Here is a 19,798-nt window from a genome sequence, read left to right as displayed (position 1 = left end):
CCATTAGGAATATCCATATCTAAAAACCAAGAAGGAACTTTGATACTTCCTAAATCATTCATAATCCGGATGATATTATAAGCAAGGCTTACTATTAAGAGACTAAGTTCCGGCAAACAGTTAAATCGTCCTTTTAAGAATGATAACTCCTCCTTCCTGACAGTTTTCTTGCGATGACCCTATTGTAAAGCAAAAAAGAGAACAAAAATAGTGACATAGATATCACCATAAAAAAGCAGGGCGGTCCTGCTTTCTCTTATTCATATAAATCAGTCACCCAAACCGATGCGTTCGAAGATTTCATCAACACGTTTAGTATAATAAACTGGGTTGAAGATTTCGTCGATTTCTTCTTGAGTGAGGCGAGAAGTTACCTCTGGATCTGCTTCAAGAAGTGGTTTAAAGTCTACTTGGTTATCCCATGATTGAGCTGTCTTAGGTTGAACAAGGTCGTAAGCTTGTTCACGCGTCATGCCTTTTTCAATCAAGGTAAGCATAGCACGTTGACTGAAGATAAGACCAAATGTGGAGTTCATGTTGCGGATCATGTTTTCTGGGAAGACTGTCAAGTTCTTAACGATGTTTCCAAAACGGTTAAGCATGTAGTCAATCAAGATGGTTGTGTCTGGTGCGATGATACGCTCAGCTGATGAGTGAGAGATATCGCGTTCGTGCCAAAGAGCTACGTTTTCATAAGCTGTTACCATGTGACCACGGATGACACGTGCAAGACCTGTCATGTTTTCAGAACCAATAGGGTTACGTTTGTGAGGCATTGCTGAGGATCCTTTTTGACCTTTAGCAAAGAACTCTTCCACTTCACGTTGTTCAGATTTTTGAAGACCACGAATTTCAGTTGCCATACGCTCGATAGAAGTTGCGATGCTGGCCAGAACTGCAAAGTACTCAGCGTGAAGGTCACGAGGAAGCACCTGTGTAGAGATTTCTTGAGCACGGATACCAAGCTTGTCGCAGACGTACTTTTCAACAAATGGTGGGATGTTGGCAAAGTTACCAACCGCACCAGAAATTTTACCAGCTTCCACACCAGCAGCCGCATGCTCGAAACGCTCGATATTACGCTTCATTTCGCTGTACCAAGTCGCTAATTTAAGACCAAAAGTTGTAGGCTCAGCGTGCACACCGTGCGTACGACCCATCATGATCGTAAACTTGTGTTCCTTCGCTTTGTCAGCGATGATATTAAGGAAGTTTTCAAGATCCTTGCGGATAATATCGTTGGCTTGTTTGTAGAGGTAACCATAGGCAGTATCTACCACGTCAGTAGACGTCAAACCATAGTGAACCCACTTACGCTCTTCGCCAAGAGTTTCAGAAACCGCACGTGTGAAAGCAACCACATCGTGACGAGTTTGCTGCTCGATTTCCAAAATACGGTCGATGTCAAAGTCCGCCTTTTCACGAATCAAAACCACATCTTCCTTAGGGATTTCCCCCAACTCAGCCCATGCTTCGTCAGCCAAGATTTCCACCTCAAGCCAAGCACGGTATTTATTTTCTTCAGTCCAAATGTTCGCCATTTCTGGGCGAGAGTAACGTTCGATCATAATTAAGATATTAAGGGCGTTAAGCGGACACAGTCAAAATAGGAGTTTAGACGAAGAAGCGTCAGCTTCTAGGAAAAACTATCTTTTCGACCAAGTCCGTAGCCCGTATTCAGTTTTAGTGAATACGAGTGCCCTTGTTCCTTTCTTTTTTTGTTTATTTTATTCTATCAAAGATTGGACGTTTAGCTCATCTTAATCGAATCCTATGTCCGCTTCTTTTTAGTTTTACGTGCAATATTCTTTTGATGTTTCACATCAATTAACAACCGACAGTCGGTTTATTCAAATTCTTCTTTCCCAATCCACACAGATGGATAATAATCTAGTGTATTCAAATCTGTATCCAGCGGGACATCATAGATAGCTAAATAGTTTTCAGGGTATTGTGCAACTAGCTCTTCATACTTAGCTTTCACTTTTTCGTGATTGCTACTAGCATACAAAACTTCGACGACTGCCCCCGTCTTATCTTTTTCAACAAATGCATTGGCGATGAGTTGAATCATAAAACCTCCTAAATCGAAATTCCCTTCATATTTGCTTCCAGAATGGGCATCTTCACACCTAACTCCTGACCGGTTTGATAAACACTTTGACAACAATAGAAGATGTCCTGTTTATCATTGTGTAAGGTCATAATTTTTCGGGTCAGCTCATTTTTTGCAAACATGATTTTCATGGCTTTTCCAGCAATCCATGCGGGAATTTTGTACGGCAAGAGCTCAGCTTTGTAAAGCTTCAAATTTACGCCACGCGCTTCTACGACTTTCAAAGCTTCTCGAATGGTCTTGATGACTAATGATAATTCCGAAGAACTATTCATCAAGTTCAGAGCCAGCTGTTCTGGATTTTCCAGATTCCCCGAACGTGCAGCTGTCGAAGTGACACCTGCGTTAATCGCCATGTGAATCCAAATCCACTCGACCATATCATGAGGCACTTCCCACTTTAAATCTGCAGAAGTCAGTAAAGCCGTCAAATCAGTATAGTTAGAAATGTGTGCTTTTTGCTCACCTTCTAGCATTAAATGGTCGAACAAGACCCCATCCAAATGGTCATCCTGCATCTGGCCTCCAGCAGTTGGAAAAGCTATAATATAAACGTAGTCTCCTGCCCACTCCTCTACCTCTTTTCGAGTATCCCAGAAATTACAGAAGAAAACAAGGGTGCCTTTGACATTATTTTTTCGCAAGATTTCCACAGCTTCTTTGACAAAGCCATGACTCACACTCAGAAAAATAAAATCGTATTCTGAATGAGCTTTCGCCACATGTACCTCATAGGTGTCATGTTTGTTTTCACCCTTGGAATGATAGTGACCATCTAGCAGGTCAACCGAGAGAGATTTTTGAGCATTGTTTCGCTTACTCTCTCAATACATGTTCTACTTGGTGGCCAGCTTTTTGAAAGGCGTAGCATAAGTCATTCCAATGACTTCGAGTCCTAGAATTGCTATTTTTACCTAAAAATCAATTCCTTTCCCAAACTCAACCACATTATCTGGCTCATTACTAAACAAAGTCACATGACCCATCTTTCGGTTGTGCTTCGCTTCTAGTTTACCATACATGTGGAGGTGGGCGCTTGGATTTTCTGTGACATAACGCTCAGCTGCTTCGACGTGTTGGCCGAGGACGTTGAGCATAACAGCAGGTTCATGGAGGTTGATTGCTGGAAGTGGTGCTCCGAGAACGCCCAAGATATGCGTGTCAAATTGTGAAAAGTCGCAGGCTTCGATTGAGTAGTGCCCTGAATTGTGTGGGCGTGGCGCAATTTCGTTGACAATGATGTCATCAGCTGTCGCAAACATTTCTACACAAAGGGTACCAGAGAGGTTAAGTTGCTCAGCAATCTTCACAGCAATAGCTTTAGCTCTGTCTGCTAGTCTATCAGAAATACGAGCTGGAACGATAGTCTTAGAGAGGATGTTGTTGCGGTGGATATTTTCCTGAACTGGGAAAACCGTCACATCCTTGCCGTTACCAGACACGATAACCGAAATTTCAAGGTCAAAGTTGACAAACTCTTCCAAGACACACTCAGCTGAGTTAGCAAGTGCATTTGCCTCTTCCAAATCTTCGGCTGATGTGATGACTTTTTGACCGTGGCCATCGTAACCACCTGTCGCAGTCTTGAGGACGTAATTTTTAGAAAGGTCAATATCTTCCAAATCAAGGCTAGAGGTCACGACCTTGTAAGGTGCCACCGTTACTTGAGCCTTGTTTGAAAGGAAGTCCTTCTCAAAGATACGGTTTTGTGAAATGCGAAGCAGTTCTGTTCCTTGTGGAAGTTGTCCATCCTTGATGACAGCGTCAAGACCGTCAGCGTCGACATTCTCAAATTCATAAGTGAGAACATCACAGCGGTCCGCCAACTGACGAAGAGCATCTACGTCATCGTAGGGTGCCGCGATAACCTCAGATACACGAGAAGATGGACAATCTGATGCAGGATCAAGGGTGATAACCTTGTGGCCCATATAGATAGCAGAAATGGCCATCATCTGACCAAGCTGGCCACCACCGATGATACCAATGGTTTTAGTTGAGTTCATTTGTAGACTCCTCTGCGATTTTTCCTTGTTCTTCAGCAAAGTTAGCAAGTGCCTCTGCAATAGCCTTGTCTTCTACCGAGAGAAGACGAAGGGCAAAGAGGGCTGCGTTGGTCGCACCTGCTTCACCGATCGCCATAGTTGCGACTGGTACTCCACCTGGCATCTGAACGATGGAATAAAGTGAATCCACACCGCTAAGAGCACGAGATTTGACAGGCACGCCAATGACTGGAAGGGTAGTTTTAGCTGCTACCATCCCTGGCAAGTGAGCTGCGCCACCCGCACCAGCGATGATAACCTTGATGCCACGGCTACGAGCTTCTTCGGCATGTTTGAACATGAGGTCCGGTGTACGGTGTGCAGAAACAACTTTCTTTTCGTAAACGACACCGAAGTTATTGAGGACTTCAGCGGCTTTTTGCATGGTTGCCCAGTCGGATTTTGAGCCCATGATGATGGAAATTACTGGTTTCATATTAAGATACAAAGGGACGATTCGCTTGCGAAAACTCCCGTAGAAAAATAGGGAAACTAACGACGACGTTACGTCTAGGCAGTTTTATCTTTTTTCCTAGGGATTTAGTCCCGTGTTCGGTTAGGAAAACTAACTGAACATTCCCTTTCTTATATTATTTCTTTTTTGATAATGGTCTTAGGTGGTGGGGACGGAAGCAAACCTTCGGTTTCATCCCTAAACTTTTAACCTAGGGTCTCAAAGTTCCCCCGACCAGAACAGGATCTGTTCTGGTCTTTTCACCACGGTAACCATTATCTTAGTTTGGCTCGCTTTCGCTCGCCTTTTACAACCTACGGTCACTTATTATTTGTTAGCCTTGCTACCGATATCTGTACGGTAGAACAAGCCTTCTGTATTTTGGTTGTTGAGTTCGCTGTAGATGATATTTTGACCATCTTTGACGGTGTCTGCTGTTGTGACCAGCATGTAGACACGTCCGCCGTTTGAAAGGAGGTCTTGGCCATTCTCAGCGAATTTAGCACCTGCATAGTAAGTGATGATGTCGCCCTCTGTCTTGGCTGGAAGCTTGACGCCTTTCTCATAAGCGAGTGGGTAACCGTTTGATGCTACAACCACACCAAGTGTCACACCCTTGTCGGTCCAAGTGATTGCTGGCTTTTTGCCATCCAAAATGTCAGTGATATTTTGCGCAAAATCAGATGTCAAACGAGGCAAGATTATTTGCGTTTCAGGATCACCAAAGCGAGAGTTGAACTCGATGACTTTAGGGCCGTCAGCTGTCAAGATAAGACCAGCGTAAAGGACACCAGTGTAGGGACGACCTTCTTTGATCATGCCTTCAAGAACCGGCTTGACAATAGTGTCAACCGCTGTGTCAACCACGCTCTGTGGCAAGTGAGGAACCGGCGCATAGGCACCCATCCCACCAGTGTTAGGTCCCTTGTCACCATCATAAGCACGTTTGTGGTCTTGAGCCGTTGGCATAATGTAGAATTTGTCCCCATTGACAAAGGCAAAGAGAGAGAACTCTTCCCCATCCAGGAATTCCTCGATGACCACACGCGCACCTGAGTCACCGAATTTATTGTCCAAAAGCATCTCGTGAGTGGCTTCTACTGCTTGCTCAACTGTTTCAGCAACGACGACACCTTTACCTAGGGCCAAGCCGTCTGCCTTGACGACGATTGGAGCGCCTTTTTCCTCAATATAGGCTTTAGCTTCCTCGAAATCTGAAAATGTGCCATAGGCTGCTGTTGGAACATCATATTTGACCATGATTTCCTTAGCAAAATCCTTAGACCACTCAAGTTCAGCCGCAGCCTTGGTCGGACCAAAGGCTTTGAGTCCTGCCGCATTGAAATCATCCACGATACCAGCCGCAAGGGCATCGTCTGGACCGATAAAGGTCCAAGCAATATCGTTCGCTTTTGCGAAGTCAATAAGCTTAGAATGTTCGGAAATTCCGATATTGATCAAATCAAGACCGTCCAATGTCATCCCATCATTACCAGGAGCCACGAAAACCTGCTCAACGTCCTTAGACTCCAATAATTTCTTGGCAATCGCATGTTCACGACCGCCAGAACCAACAACCAAAAGTTTCATTTGAAAGATACCTCAATATCAAATAAGACTAGGGGCAAATGCCCGTTAACGACCATCATTCGGAAAAATTAGTTATTTTCACGAATTATATGTAAACATTATAACATATTTGTTCGGAGATATGGGTGTGTAGCCAAATTTGAACATAAAAAAGGCGACCACTTGGACCGCCTCTTAGGAGATTATGAAAATGAAAAAAGTTATTTAGGATTAATGATAGTATAGTCTAAATAGCTTAAGAGAGACTTAAATTCAAAAATCATCTTCATTTTCCTGAAAAACTGCGAATAGGTAGGTGGAGGTTGAAATGAAGAAAAAATTACTAAATTATCTCATACTGCTAGCTTGTCTAGCGACTGTTTCGGTTTCGTGCAGCGGCTCTGCTCAGGCAGCTGTCCTCGGAGATGACTACCCTTTTTCTTGGAAATATGGTGGCTTCGGCGTGGACCCTTGGACTATGTACTGGCGTCAGTGTACTTCCTTTGCGGCCTACCGCCTTAGCAACACCAATGGATTCACCTTACCTATAGGTTATGGAAATGCCATCACTTGGGGTAATATCGCACGTGCGAATGGCCACCGTGTTGACATGAATCCTGCCGTAGGGAGCATCGCCTGGTTCTCAGCTGGTGTTAATGGAGCTGGGCACATGGGGCATGTCGCTTGGGTTGCAGAAGTACATGGTGATCAGGTAACTATTGAAGAATACAACTACGATGCGGGTCAGGGGCCTGAGAAATATCACAAACGTAGCTTCCATAAGAGTCAAGTGTCTGGATATATCCATTTTAAAGACCTCGAATCAGGAACTCAAAATGGAAATCCTACTAATTCTTCTATAAAAGCTGGCGATTCAGTCCGATTCACAGGTACCTTCCGTGTCACCTCTGTGTCAGGAAATACCATCACCAGCCAAGATTTAGCTGGAGGTACACCAACCAAACACAATATCGTTGACCCTAGCCCCGTTCTTGAAGTTGATGCACAAGGTAATCCAACATCAGACCAGTCCCTCAATCCTGGTGAGACCTTTACTATTCCAGGTAACTTCAAAGTTCTTGCCATTGACCCACCTAGCGATGGCATCCTCGTCCAAATCGGAAATCTCAAGACTTGGGTAACCCAATCTGTCCTTGAAAAGATTTAAATTTATTGAACAATCGTGAGAACGGTTGTTTTTTAATACACTGAAAAAAAAAAAACCAGCGGATGCTGAGCTCTTGTACTGACCCCAAAAAGTTAGACAACTAATTTATTCAAAGGATTTAGTTCTGTATTGCACAGGACTGAGTACTTTTAATTTTACCTTAATGCGTTTGTTGTTGTAATAATCAATATAGTCTACAATAGCTTGTTCCAATTGCTCAAGTGAGTGAAACGTCTTCTCGTAACCATAAAACATCTCAGACTTAAGAATACCAAAGAAGGATCCCATCATGCCATTGTCTGGACGATTCCCCTTACGTGACATTGACGGTTGGGGGTCCCTTTATCCTCTAAAAATTGATGATAATACTGATGTTGGTATTGCCAACCTTGGTCACTAAGGTTATCTGCTTTCTTGCCAACTTCTCCTTGGTATGAAGAATACTTGCGTTTACGACGAATTTGGGAACTTAAACCAAGGAGCTTCATCAGACGTTGGACCTTTTTCTGGTTCACTACAAAACCACGATTCCTCAATTCAAGAGTTATTCGACGATATCCGTAATTTCCCTTATGTTCATCATAAATGGCTTGAATTTCCACTTTGATAGATTGATTTTTATCTACTTGATTCAGTTGCTTTAAGTGGTAATAATAGGTTGAACAAGCAAGTTTGATAATGTTTAGAAGGATATCTAAAGGAAACTCTGTTACTAATCCTTGAACAATTTCTGTTTTTCTTCTTGCTCCCTTTCGTCCCTCAATCGGAGTTATCTCAACTTTTTTAGAATAGCATTCTCCGCTCTCAGGTACTCATTTTCTGCTTGAAGACGTTCTAACTCTGTCATCTCTTCGGGTTTCTTCTTTGGTTTACGCCCCATTTTAGGTACTCTCCCTCCTCTTTTCTCAAGAAGAGTATACCCATTTTTCTTATATTGTGCTATCCAATTAGGCAACATTCCACCACTTGGAAGACAATAATCAAGACTTACACTTTTTTGTGAACGACCTTCAAGTAGCACTTTATCAATCATTTCTTGTTTTAATTCTGGTGAATCGTAACGATGCTTACCTTTCTTGATAATTTCTATTCCGTAACGTTCAATCAATCTCGTCATATATCTTAATCCAGAAGCATCCACACCAAATCGTTTTGAAAGTTGGTTGAAGGTTTGACCTTGCTTTCTCAATTCATATATTTGAACTTTATCTTCATAAGTTAATTTCATAATAAAAACACCCCAAAAGTTAGATTTTTCTGTCTAACTTTTGGGGTACAGTTCATTTTAGGAGATTTATGAAAAAAAGTTTTTTAGGATGACCTTAGTATAGCTTGGATAGCTTAAAGAAAGCTTAAGGCATCTTAAAAACATCCAATTACTTAGATGCTTCGTAAATTTTTAATGACGGAAGTGACGAACGCCTGTAAAGATCATCGTTAATCCATATTTATCAGCTGCTTCGATAGACTCTTGGTCACGTACTGAGCCACCTGGTTGGATAATAGCCTTGATACCTGCTTTGGCGATTTCTTCCACGTTATCTGCAAATGGGAAGAAGGCATCTGAAGCAAGAACAGCACCGTCAAGACGCCCTTTGGCTTGGTCAATAGCGATACGGACGGAAGCCACACGGTTAGTTTGGCCAGGGCCAACACCAAGTGTCATGTGGTCGTTAGTCACGATGATACCATTTGATTTGACGTACTTGACGGCTTTCCAAGCAAACTCAAGAGCTGTCGCTTCTGTATCAGTTGGTTGGCGTTTAGTAACCACTTGCCAGTCAGCTGGACTTTCTTTAACAACGTCTTGGTTTTGAACAAGGAGACCTCCAACAACACCAGTGTATTCCGCTTCCACTCCACTAGCATCTTGAGCATCAAATGGCAACTCAAGGATACGTAAATTTTTCTTCTTGGTAGTCAAAATTTCAATCGCTTCATCTGTATAGCTTGGTGCAATAATGATTTCAAGGAAGACACCATGCATTTTCTTAGCTGTCTCAGCATTCACTTCACGGTTAAGAACTACAATACCACCGAAGATTGACACTGGGTCAGCTTCATAAGCGTAGTCCCAAGCTGTTTCGATGTCATCAGCTTGACCGATACCACATGGGTTCATGTGTTTGAGAGCCACAACTGTTGGACGGTCTTTGAAATCACGGATGATACGGATAGCGGCATCAGCGTCACGGATATTGTTGAATGACAATTCTTTACCGTTAAGCTGTTTTGCTGAAGCAATTGAGTAAGCCGTTGGCAAACCTTTTTGGTAGAAGTCTGCGTCTTGTTGAGGGTTTTCACCGTAACGCATTGGTTGCTTAAGGTCATAAGTCAAAGTGAGTTTTTCAGGTTTTGTTTCACCCACTTGAGCTGTGAAGTATTCCGCAATCAAAGCATCATATGAAGCTGTGTGACGGTATACTTTCGCTGCCAAACGTTGGCGAGTTTCGTAACTTGTTTCACCGTTTGCTGACAATTCGTCAAGCACAACCGCATAGTCAGCAGGGTCTACCACAACTGTTACGCTAGCATGGTTTTTAGCTGCTGAACGAAGCATTGATGGACCACCGATATCGATGTTTTCAACTGCGTCAGCGTAAGTCACGTCTGGTTTGAGAATGGTTTCCTTGAATGGATAAAGGTTTACCACAACAAGGTCAATCAATTCGATATTATTGTCCTTAGCCGCTTGAAGGTGGCTATCGAGGTCACGACGAGCGAGGAGACCACCGTGGATATTTGGGTGAAGGGTCTTAACACGTCCGTCCATCATTTCTGGGAAACCAGTCACATCGTCGATGGCGATAGTGTCTACCCCAGCATTGTCAAGGGCAACTTTAGTACCACCTGTTGAGATGATGTCCCAACCTAGTTTTTTGAGTTCTTGGGCAAATTCAACGATGCCCGCTTTATCTGAGACACTAATTAGTGCGCGTTTAGTCATTTTATTTTCCTTTTTTAGAGTTCTTTCTCTGCTACAGTCGAAAATTTTCATTCAACTCTAGCACTTCCTCATTTTCTCGCTACTCCCAAACTATCCAATACTTCTGGATAGAGCTTGTACTCTGTTTCGTGGATGCGAGTCTCGAAAGTATCAAGGGTATCACCTTCAAGGCGTGGGACACGGACTTGTTTGATGACCTTACCGGTATCAACGCCAGAATCCACCCAGTGAATAGTCACGCCAGACTGGTCAACACCTGCATTCCAAGCATCCTCAATGCCATGAGCTCCCGGAAATTCAGGAAGATAAGCCGGGTGAATATTGATGATACGGCCTTCATAAGCTGCTAGCAAGGTTGGACCGACGATTTTCATATAACCGGCCAAACAAACCAAGTCAATCTGGTGTTCATCCAAGAGTTTGACGATGGCTTCTTCATAAGCTGCTTTATTGTCAAATTCCTTGAGTTCAAAGGCATGGCTAGCCACGCCTAGATTTTTGGCACGTTCTAAGACATAGGCATCACGGTGATCTGAAAAGACAAATTCTACTGGAAATTGTTCCGCAATCACCTGGAAGTTTGAGCCGTTGCCAGAGGCAAATACAGCAATCCTTTTAGCCATTATTTAATCACCACACTTGCGCCATCCTTCTTCACAATTCGACCGATTTCATAAACAGGTTCGTCAAGAAGTTCTTTGACACGTTCCACATTTTCTGGTTTCACCGCAAGCATGAGACCAATACCCATGTTGAAGATTTCAAACATTTCTTCATGTTTGATTTCACCATATTTTTCAAGAGCTTTGAAAATTGGAAGTACTGGGACCTTGCTTTCGTCAATCTCAGCAGCCAAGTCATCTGAGAACATACGTGGTACATTTTCGATGAAACCACCACCTGTGATGTGGGCAATACCGTTAACCAATTCTTCTTTAATCAATGGCAAAGCTGCTTTGACATAGATACGAGTTGGTTCAAGAAGAACGTCTTTAAGTTTTTGCCCTTCAAGTTCTGGGAGGACTTCTTCACCTGTGTAATCAGCAAAAACACGACGAACGAGTGAGTAACCATTTGAGTGGATACCGCTTGAGGCAAGTCCAAGAAGCACATCACCTTCGGCTACTTTTGAACCGTCGATGATTTGTGATTTTTCAGCGACACCTACTGCGAAACCAGCCAAGTCATAGTCGTCTTCGCCATACATACCAGGCATCTCAGCAGTCTCACCACCAATGAGGGCCACACCAGATTGCACACAACCCTCAGCCACACCAGCAACGACTTGTTCCAACTTAGCTGGTTCATTTTTACCAGTTGCTACGTAGTCAAGGAAGTAAAGGGGCTCAGCACCTGCAGCGATAATATCGTTAACACACATAGCCACACAGTCTTGACCGATAGTATCGTGTTTATCGTACTTGATAGCAAGCATGAGTTTAGTACCGACACCATCTGTACCTGAAATCAAAACGGGCTCTTTGACACCTGTTTTTGAAAGGTCAAACATACCACCGAAGCCACCGAGAGCTCCCATGACACCTGCACGCTCTGTACGGGCAACATGTTTTTTGATACGTTCAACAACTTCATAACCTGCTTCAACGTCCACACCCGATTGGGCATACGCATTTTTATTTGTCATTTGTTTATTCCTTTTCTTTTTTCGAGAAAAATACTAGTCAGGTCTCCAGCTTTGACTCCATAGGGCAAAGCGTCTACTGACAAATGCTTTAGCTTTTAGTCAGTAGTTAGACGTGGAGCGTAAGCATTTTTAGACATAATTTTTTACTCTTTTTTCCTTCTAGACTACTCTTAATAGAAAGAAGTGTGTTCTTTCAAACTTTCCAAATAGCGTTCTTCGTAGTCATACAATGGTGTTGGATATTCACCATCAAAGTAAGCCACACAAAGGCCACCGTTTGGTGCATCTGTGTCAATTCCAATAGAATCAATCAAGCCATCGATTGACAAGTAAGTCAAGCTATCCGCACCAATGATTTCGCGTGTTTCCTCAACTGTATGATTGGCCGCAATCAATTCCTTACGTGTTTGAATATCGATACCGTAGAAACATGGATAGGCAAGGGCTGGACTACCGATTGCTACGTGAACCTCTGTTGCTCCTGCTTCTTTTAGCAAATTAACGATACGACGTGAGGTTGTCCCACGTACAATAGAGTCGTCAATCATAACCACACGTTTGCCTTTAACAACACCTGATACGGCAGAGAGTTTCATACGAACTCCTTGCTCACGCAATTCTTGTGTTGGTTGGATAAAGGTACGTTGGGTGTATTGGTTTTTTATCAAGCCCATTTCATTTGGCAAGCCTGATTCTTCTGCAAATCCCATGGCTGCACTAAGTGATGAATTAGGCACACCAACGACAATATCTGCTTCATGTTTGAACTCACGTGCTAATTGAGCACCCATACGTTTACGAGCTGTATGGACATTGACCCCTCGGATATTTGAATCAGGACGGGCAAAGTAGATATACTCCATTGAGCAAACAGCCAATTGAGTGTCCGTTGTATAGTTATCGTAAGTGATGCCGTTATCATCGATGATAACAACTTCACCTGGATTTACATCGCGAATCCACTCTGCTCCAACTACTTCAAAGGCACAGGTTTCAGATGAAACCACGATAGCTCCATTGGCCATCTTACCAATAGAAAGGGGACGAAAACCATTTGGATCCAAGGCTGCAATTAGCTTGTCCTCAAGCATGAGGAGGTAAGCAAATCCACCTTTAACAGTATTCAAAGCTTCTTTCACCTTGCCCATAAAGGATGGGTTGTGGCTATGACGAATCAAGTGAGCTAAGATTTCTGAATCAGAAGTTGAGCTAAAAATGGCCCCATTCTTCTCCAACTCACGTCTTAGTGACACTGCATTAGTCAAATTCCCATTATGAGCAAGACCAAGCTGTCCATCGTGAAACTTAAACATGAATGGTTGAATATTGTCTACAGAAGCCTCACCGGCAGTCGCATAACGAACATGACCAATAGCAGCCTTACCAGTCAGCTTGTCTAAGTTGGCTGGATCACGGAAAACTTCTGAGAGAAGCCCCATATCACGATGACGCTTCAATTGACCCGCATCATTTGAGAGAATTCCTGCCCCCTCTTGGCCACGGTGTTGAAGACTATAAAGTCCGAAATAAGTTAATTTGGCAGCATCTGGGTGACCCCAAATTCCAAAAATACCACATTCTTCATTAAGAGATTTAACTTCGTATGTCATTTTATATACCTTTTATTTGTGATATTTTTCTTAGGTAACACGAACGAGTATAGCTATTTCTAGCGTCTCATTCTTCCAATTTGATCTCGATTTTACAAAATTCTCCAGTTCTCTAAGAATATCGCTACAGCGAAAAATATCATTACTGAGTGCGCTAAACTCGCTCTATTATTTTCCAGTGAAGTATTTAACCGCTGACGCAAAGAGGTGCTGTTCTTTATTTCCTGGAATATTTTTGAAGAGACCATCTTCGAAACGTTCTGAGTGTCCCATCTTACCAATAATTTGACCGTTCTTGCTTGTGATACCTTCAATAGCATTGACAGAACCATTTGGATTATATTTAGAATCCATGCTAGGTTTTCCTTCAAAGTCAACATATTGGCTAAAGATTTGACCATTATCGCGAAGCTCCGCAAATTCTTCAGTCGTCACGACAAATTTACCTTCACCGTGTGATACTGGGATGGCATGGATGTCACCAACTTTCACTCCAGCAAGCCAAGGTGAGTTAGTATTGGCAATACGTGTTTCAACCATCTTAGCCACGTGTTGGTTGGCATCATTGTAGAAGAGGGTTGGACTAGTACTGCTTGCATCTTCAAAGTTACCGTATGGAAGGAGACCTGATTTGACAAGAGCTTGGAACCCGTTACAGATACCGATGATTAAACCACCACGTTCGATGAAGCTATCAATAGCTGCACGCACTTTTTCATTGAGCAAGATGTTAACGATAAATTTAGCTGCTCCATCTGGTTCATCCGCTGCTGAGAAGCCACCTGCAAGGAAGATAATGTTAGCTTTTTCGATATTGTCAACCATGGTGACAACAGACTTGACAATCGCTTCTTCATTCAATGTTACAAATGGGACTAAGTTGACTTTGGCACCTTCTTTTTCAAAGGCCTTAGCAGAGTCATACTCAGAGTTAGTACCTGGGAATACTGGGATGTAAACCACTGGTTTCTCAACTACTTCTTTAGCTTTTATAACAGTATCTGACGTCACAGCAGGTACTTCTTCTAACTCAGTTGCTTGTGCAAATTCAGTTGGGTAAACCTCTTCCAATTTACCTTGAAAGGCACTGTCAAGTTTATGTCCATCAAGCGTTACACCATTGACAGCAAGTGTAAAGTCAGCTACTGTTTGTCCAATCTTGCCAACACTTGCAATCTCTTCCGGAGATGTGAAGATGAATCCTCCCAATTGAGCTGTTAATGCAGTCCCCAGATTTTCAAGGGTTACAGTCGCCCCGATATGGTTCCCAAACGTTGCAAGTGCAAGAGCTTCAATGACACCACCATATTTGACAGCTGATGCAGCTGTCACTTTGTGATCAGCTTGGATAGCTTCAAACTGAGCAAAGTTAGACTTGATGAGATCAAAATCAATCTCTTGGGCCAAAGCTTGACCTGGGATGTAGTAGATATTTTCACCAGCAGCCTTAAATTCTGGAGAAAGGACCTTACGACTGTCTGCTGTTGTCACCCCAAAAGCAACCAAGGTTGGTGGTACTGTCAATTCTTCAAAGGTGCCTGACATAGAGTCCTTACCACCAATAGATGGTAAACCAAGTTGAATCTGAGCTTCGATTGATCCAAGAAGAGCTGATACTGGTTGACCAAAACGCTCTGCTTTTTTATCCATACGCTCGAAGTATTCTTGGTAAGAGAAACGAGCCTTAGACCAGTTTGCACCAGCAGCAACCAAACGAGCTGTTGCTTCGATGACTGCATATGCAGCACCATGATATGGAGACCATTCTGCGATGTATGGGTTAAATCCTTGGGCTATGACAGAGGCAGTTGTTGTCACGCCATATTGGACTGGCAATTTCTGAACAGAAGCTTCAGTTGGAGTAATTTGGTATCGACCACCAAGTGGGTGATTGACTGTTGAACGACCAACCGAGCTATCAAACATAGTTTGTAAACCTTTTTGACTTGCATGGTTAAGGTCAGCCAAAACTTCAAGCGTATCTGCTTCAAGGGTTTCAGCAGAGGTTTTGCGTTCTTCTGGAAGCTTGACATCCTTGTCAACCACCTTAACATCTACTACTGTACGCACACCATTTGTATCAAGGAAACGACGTTCCAAATCAACAATTGTTTTACCATTCCAGTGCATGACGAGATTTGGTTTTTCAGTCACGGTTGCAACGACAACTGCATCAATATTTTCTTTGTTACATTCAGCAACGAAGATATCTACATCTTCTGGACGAACCACCACAGCCATACGTTCTTGAGATTCAGAGATGGCAATTTCGGTACCGTTCAAACCTTGGTATTTCAATGGCACTTTGTCTAGATCAATTTCAAGACCATCTGCCAATTCACCGATAGCCACACAGACACCACCAGCACCAAAGTCATTGGATTTTTTGATAAGACGTGTTACTTCACCATTGCGGAAAAGACGTTGAATCTTACGTTCTTCGATAGCATTACCTTTTTGAACCTCAGCACCAGCTGTTTCAACTGATTCAACCGTTTGAACTTTTGAAGAACCTGTCGCACCACCGACACCGTCGCGTCCAGTCTTACCACCGAGCAAGATAATCACATCTCCAGCTTCAGGTTTTTCACGGACAACATTCTCCTTAGGAGCTGCACCGACAACTGCACCTAACTCCATACGCTTGGCAACGAAACCTGGGTGGAAGTATTCACGAACATAAGTTGTTGCAAGACCAATTTGGTTACCATATGAAGAATAACCATGAGCCGCTTTTTTAGAAATGACTTGTTGCGGCAATTTTCCAGCACGTGTTTCAGCGATTGGTGTTGTAATATCACCGGCACCTGAAATACGCATAGCTTGGTAAACGTATGAACGACCTGACAATGGGTCACGAATGGCACCACCAATACAAGTAGCCGCTCCACCAAATGGTTCGATTTCCGTTGGGTGGTTATGAGTTTCGTTCTTGAACATAAGAAGCCATGGTTCTTTGACACCATTGACATCTACTTCAATTTCAACTGAGCAGGCATTGATTTCGTCAGAAACTTCCATGTCATCCAAACGGCCATTGGCACGCTCATAACGACCAAAAATAGTCGCCATATCCATTAAGGTTTGAGGTTTTTCTGCACGTCCCAACTCATCACGCATGGCAATATATTTGTCATAAGTTGCTTGCAATTGTTTTTGGAATTTAGAAGCTGAGAAGTCGATGTTTTTCAACTCAGTCTCGAAAGTTGTGTGGCGGCAGTGGTCAGACCAGTAAGTATCCAAAACCTTAAGTTCAGTCTCAGTTGGCACACGTCCAATTGACTTGAAGTAATCTTGAATGAAGAGCAGGTCATCCACTTCCATGGCCAATCCTTGATCTGCCTTATACTGTGCAAAATCTTCTGCTGTATAAGTTTCAAAGAAATCCAAGTTTGGAATCGTTTTGTCAGACTCAGAGAAATCCTGTTTAGCAATACCAACAGTGATATCTTTGAAACGAGAGTCCACTGGGTTCAATAGATAATTTTTAACAGCTTCCAATTCATTAGCAGCAATGTCCTTGTTAACCAAGTACAATTGAGCAGTATTAACCGTTACATCACTTGAGCTACCAAGCAAAAGCAAAGCTTCTTGTGAAGATGCTGCACGTTGATCAAATTGACCAGGCAAGCTTTCGATAGCAAAGAAAGCATACTTCTCAAGGTCAGTCTTAACTGTAGCTTCATCCAAAACAGTATCGGTCACTTGCTCAGAAAAGATATATTTTTCCGCACGGGCAAACAAATCCTCTGCCAAATTAAAGACATCGTAAACTTGTACAATACGAAGATCATTCAAGGTTTTCAACTGAATATTATGCTGTAATTCTTTTAATAAAGAGCGAGATTTCACACGAAAATCAGCTTTTTTCTCAACGAAAATACGTTTATCCATTTTATTTCCTTTATCTATTTCCACTAAAAGATTGTAGTGACGACCAAGTAAAACTTTACTTCAATCCTTGCAATTTTTCCAATACAACTTCATACACATCTGTCAAGCTACCGAGATCACGACGGAAAACATCCTTATCCATATGGTGCCCTTCCGCATCCCAAAGACGACAGTTATCTGGTGAAAATTCATCTGCCAAGATAATCTTGCCATCCTTATCATAACCAAACTCCAATTTGAAGTCAATCAAACGAAGACCAATTTGCTCAAACCAATCTTTTAGCAATTCGTTGATACGACGTGTTTCCTCCTTGATATAAGCAATTTGCTCATCATTAGCAATATCCAAAAACTTCACATGCTCATCATTGATAAATGGATCATCCAAATCATCGTTTTTGTAGTAAAATTCAACGATTGGAGTTTTCAAGTCCAGACCTTCTTCCACACCGAAACGTTTTGAGAAAGAACCCGCAGTCACGTTACGAAGCACAACCTCCAAAGGAATGATTGTAACCTTCTTGTTAAGTTGTTCTGTATCAGAGATACGTTCGATAAAATGAGTAGCCACACCCGCAGCGTTCAATTTTTCAAAAATAAGAGACGAAATCTGATTATTAAGCACGCCTTTCCCTTTAATGGTCTCCTTACGAGCACCATTAAGCATGGTTGCCTGGTCCTTATAGACCGACTTAATCACATTTTCGTCTTCTGTACTATAAATATCTTTAGCTTTCCCAGTATAAATCAGTTGGTTTGACATAGAATCGTTCGCCTTTCAAGTTTGTTCATCTTAATTATATCACACAAAAATCCAAAAACAAACATATATCAAACTTTTTTGTTTTGTTAAACAAATAACGTTCGGATTTTTAGTGTTGGTTAGAGTTTTTTAATAAAAAAGTATAGAAAAAAGGAGTGAGATAGTGCTAAATCAATGTAACTTTTAGCTTTTTATCTCACTCCAATAAAATGAAAACATGCAACAACATATAGTTGCTTCATTATTGTATTCCTCTAGAATCTAACAACTAGAGTCTAGTTTTCTTATTTGTTATTCAATTGCTCAGACAAATAGTCTAACAAATCTGATACCTTATCCATATGATCAATGGTATTATCAGAAATCTCTAGGGAAAACTCATCCTCCAAATTAATAATGAACTCCATAAGCTCTATTGAATCTACACCCAAGTCATTTAATTTGGTAGCTTCGGTTAAAACAATGTCCTCTCTATCCAATTGCTCTTGAATAACGAGCTGCATTTCCTGAAGAATTTCTACTCTACTCATCAGTTAACCTCCTCTTTCGGGTCGAAAGCGTCAACTAGTTGCTCTACCACCTTAGTATCGAGCATCTTACGAACCTGCTTAATGGTATAGTAGACTGCTTTAGCATCACTAGATCCATGACATTTTACTACAGGAGCCTTGAGCCCAAATAGAACAGCTCCACCGGCACTTGAGTAATCCATCGTCTCTTTCATACCTTTAAGTCTATCCTTCAATAGGAAGGCACCTAACTTAGCTTTGAGACCACCATTCATTATGGCTGACTTAAGAGTCTTCATTGTGCCAAGTCCAGTTCCTTCAATTGCCTTAAGAACCGCATTTCCTGTGAAACCATCAGCCACTACCACATCAGCAGCTCCAGACATGATTTCACGCGCCTCGACATTACCAATGAAGTTAATACTTGCTTCCTTGGATAAAAGCTCAAAAGCCTCCTTACGAAGACTATCCCCCTTTGTTTTCTCAGTCCCATTATTAAGGAGGCCTACACTAGGGGTGGCAATTCCACGTACATTTTTAGCATAGAAAGAGCCTAAAATAGCATATTGATGCAAGTGATTAGCTGTATTTTCAGCATTAGCTCCTAGATCAAGCATATCAAAGGGTTGACCAGTAAAACTTGGCATCGTTGACATAAGACCTGGTCTTTCAACTCCCTTAATACGTCCAACAACAAAAAGACCGGCGGCCAAAAGAGCACCTGTATTCCCTGCAGAGATTACAGCATCCGCTGCTTTCTCCTTAACAGCTTGTGCGCCCAAAACCATCGAAGCTTTCTTTTTCTTTCGAATTGCTTTGACGGGCTCGTCATCCGAATTTATCTTTTCATCAGTATGTACAATGCTCACACGTTCATTCGCTGTCAAATAGTTTTTGATTTTAGCTTCCTCACCATAAAGCTGGATTTCAATATCTTTGAACTCTGCTAAAGCTTGGTTAACTCCCTCTACGATCGCTTGTGGCGCATTGTCGCCACCCATAGCATCCACTGCAATTACATGCATAGCATTCTCCCTCTCATCCTCTGCTCTTAAACAATAGACTCAAATTCTATCAA

The 19,798-nt window shown here is 42.3% G+C and carries 14 protein-coding genes and 2 pseudogenes; 1 reads left to right on the top strand and 15 read right to left on the bottom strand.

Going from position 1 to position 19,798, the window contains the following annotated elements:
• Positions 1-269: 269 nt before the first annotated feature.
• From purB to purD, 6 genes and pseudogenes are all read right to left on the bottom strand, one after another.
• Positions 270-1,568: an adenylosuccinate lyase gene (gene purB / locus E3C75_RS02220; RefSeq protein ID WP_100273500.1), complete on the bottom strand. Its 1,299-nt coding sequence runs from the start codon at positions 1,566-1,568 to the stop codon at positions 270-272.
• A 278-nt stretch (positions 1,569-1,846) separates the two neighbouring features.
• Positions 1,847-2,074 carry a phosphoribosylaminoimidazole carboxylase gene (locus E3C75_RS02215; protein WP_111679062.1) on the bottom strand — a complete coding sequence of 76 codons (228 nt, stop codon included), beginning with the start codon at positions 2,072-2,074 and terminating at the stop codon, positions 1,847-1,849.
• Between the two features lie 8 nt (positions 2,075-2,082).
• Positions 2,083-2,994, bottom strand: a pseudogene (locus tag E3C75_RS02210) (ketopantoate reductase family protein).
• Between the two features lie 36 nt (positions 2,995-3,030).
• A complete protein-coding gene (gene purK / locus E3C75_RS02205) occupies positions 3,031-4,122 on the bottom strand; it encodes a 5-(carboxyamino)imidazole ribonucleotide synthase (protein WP_071417575.1) in 1,092 nt (363 codons plus the stop codon).
• Positions 4,109-4,597 carry a 5-(carboxyamino)imidazole ribonucleotide mutase gene (purE, locus tag E3C75_RS02200; protein ID WP_002948169.1) on the bottom strand — a complete coding sequence of 163 codons (489 nt, stop codon included), beginning with the start codon at positions 4,595-4,597 and terminating at the stop codon, positions 4,109-4,111. The genes purK and purE overlap by 14 nt, the downstream gene beginning before the upstream one ends.
• A 345-nt stretch (positions 4,598-4,942) precedes the next feature.
• Positions 4,943-6,205 carry a phosphoribosylamine--glycine ligase gene (purD, locus tag E3C75_RS02195; protein WP_011225269.1) on the bottom strand — a complete coding sequence of 421 codons (1,263 nt, stop codon included), beginning with the start codon at positions 6,203-6,205 and terminating at the stop codon, positions 4,943-4,945.
• A 307-nt stretch (positions 6,206-6,512) separates the two neighbouring features.
• On the opposite strand from purD, the gene E3C75_RS02190 reads away from it, so the two are divergent.
• A complete protein-coding gene (locus E3C75_RS02190; RefSeq protein WP_084828411.1) occupies positions 6,513-7,352 on the top strand; it encodes a CHAP domain-containing protein in 840 nt (279 codons plus the stop codon).
• Between the two features lie 105 nt (positions 7,353-7,457).
• Here E3C75_RS02190 and E3C75_RS02185 read toward each other — a convergent pair.
• The 9 genes and pseudogenes from E3C75_RS02185 to plsX all read right to left on the bottom strand — a co-directional run bounded on the left by E3C75_RS02185 (position 7,458) and on the right by plsX (position 19,745).
• Positions 7,458-8,580 (bottom strand): annotated as a pseudogene (locus tag E3C75_RS02185) (IS3 family transposase).
• Between the two features lie 171 nt (positions 8,581-8,751).
• A complete protein-coding gene (gene purH, locus E3C75_RS02180; protein WP_100262638.1) occupies positions 8,752-10,299 on the bottom strand; it encodes a bifunctional phosphoribosylaminoimidazolecarboxamide formyltransferase/IMP cyclohydrolase in 1,548 nt (515 codons plus the stop codon).
• A 68-nt stretch (positions 10,300-10,367) separates the two neighbouring features.
• Complete coding sequence (gene purN, locus E3C75_RS02175) at positions 10,368-10,922, bottom strand: phosphoribosylglycinamide formyltransferase (protein ID WP_084828409.1); 555 nt, start codon at positions 10,920-10,922, stop codon at positions 10,368-10,370.
• Entirely contained in the window at positions 10,922-11,944 is a 1,023-nt protein-coding gene (purM, locus tag E3C75_RS02170; RefSeq protein ID WP_084828408.1) for a phosphoribosylformylglycinamidine cyclo-ligase, read from the bottom strand. Before purM ends, purN begins: the two co-directional genes overlap by 1 nt.
• A 170-nt stretch (positions 11,945-12,114) precedes the next feature.
• Positions 12,115-13,554 (bottom strand): amidophosphoribosyltransferase, encoded by a 1,440-nt coding sequence (gene purF / locus E3C75_RS02165; protein ID WP_084828407.1) that lies wholly within the window; start codon positions 13,552-13,554, stop codon positions 12,115-12,117.
• A gap of 168 nt (positions 13,555-13,722) precedes the next feature.
• Positions 13,723-17,448, bottom strand: a complete 3,726-nt coding sequence (locus tag E3C75_RS02160) for a phosphoribosylformylglycinamidine synthase (protein WP_100262639.1) — start codon at positions 17,446-17,448, stop codon at positions 13,723-13,725.
• Positions 17,449-17,503: 55 nt separating this feature from the next.
• The gene (purC, locus tag E3C75_RS02155; protein WP_100262640.1) at positions 17,504-18,211 is read right to left on the bottom strand and encodes a phosphoribosylaminoimidazolesuccinocarboxamide synthase; all 708 of its coding nucleotides are present in this window, start codon (positions 18,209-18,211) and stop codon (positions 17,504-17,506) included.
• Positions 18,212-18,495: 284 nt separating this feature from the next.
• On the bottom strand, positions 18,496-18,741 hold the full coding sequence (locus tag E3C75_RS02150; RefSeq protein WP_002949008.1) for a phosphopantetheine-binding protein: 246 nt from the start codon (positions 18,739-18,741) through the stop codon (positions 18,496-18,498).
• Complete coding sequence (gene plsX / locus E3C75_RS02145) at positions 18,741-19,745, bottom strand: phosphate acyltransferase PlsX (protein WP_100273488.1); 1,005 nt, start codon at positions 19,743-19,745, stop codon at positions 18,741-18,743. Before plsX ends, E3C75_RS02150 begins: the two co-directional genes overlap by 1 nt.
• Between the last annotated feature and the right edge of the window lie 53 nt (positions 19,746-19,798).

This window comes from Streptococcus thermophilus (assembly GCF_010120595.1).
Taxonomy (GTDB): domain Bacteria; phylum Bacillota; class Bacilli; order Lactobacillales; family Streptococcaceae; genus Streptococcus; species Streptococcus thermophilus.
Note: the sequence above shows the minus strand (reverse complement) of the source record. Positions and strands in the feature narration are given on the sequence as shown.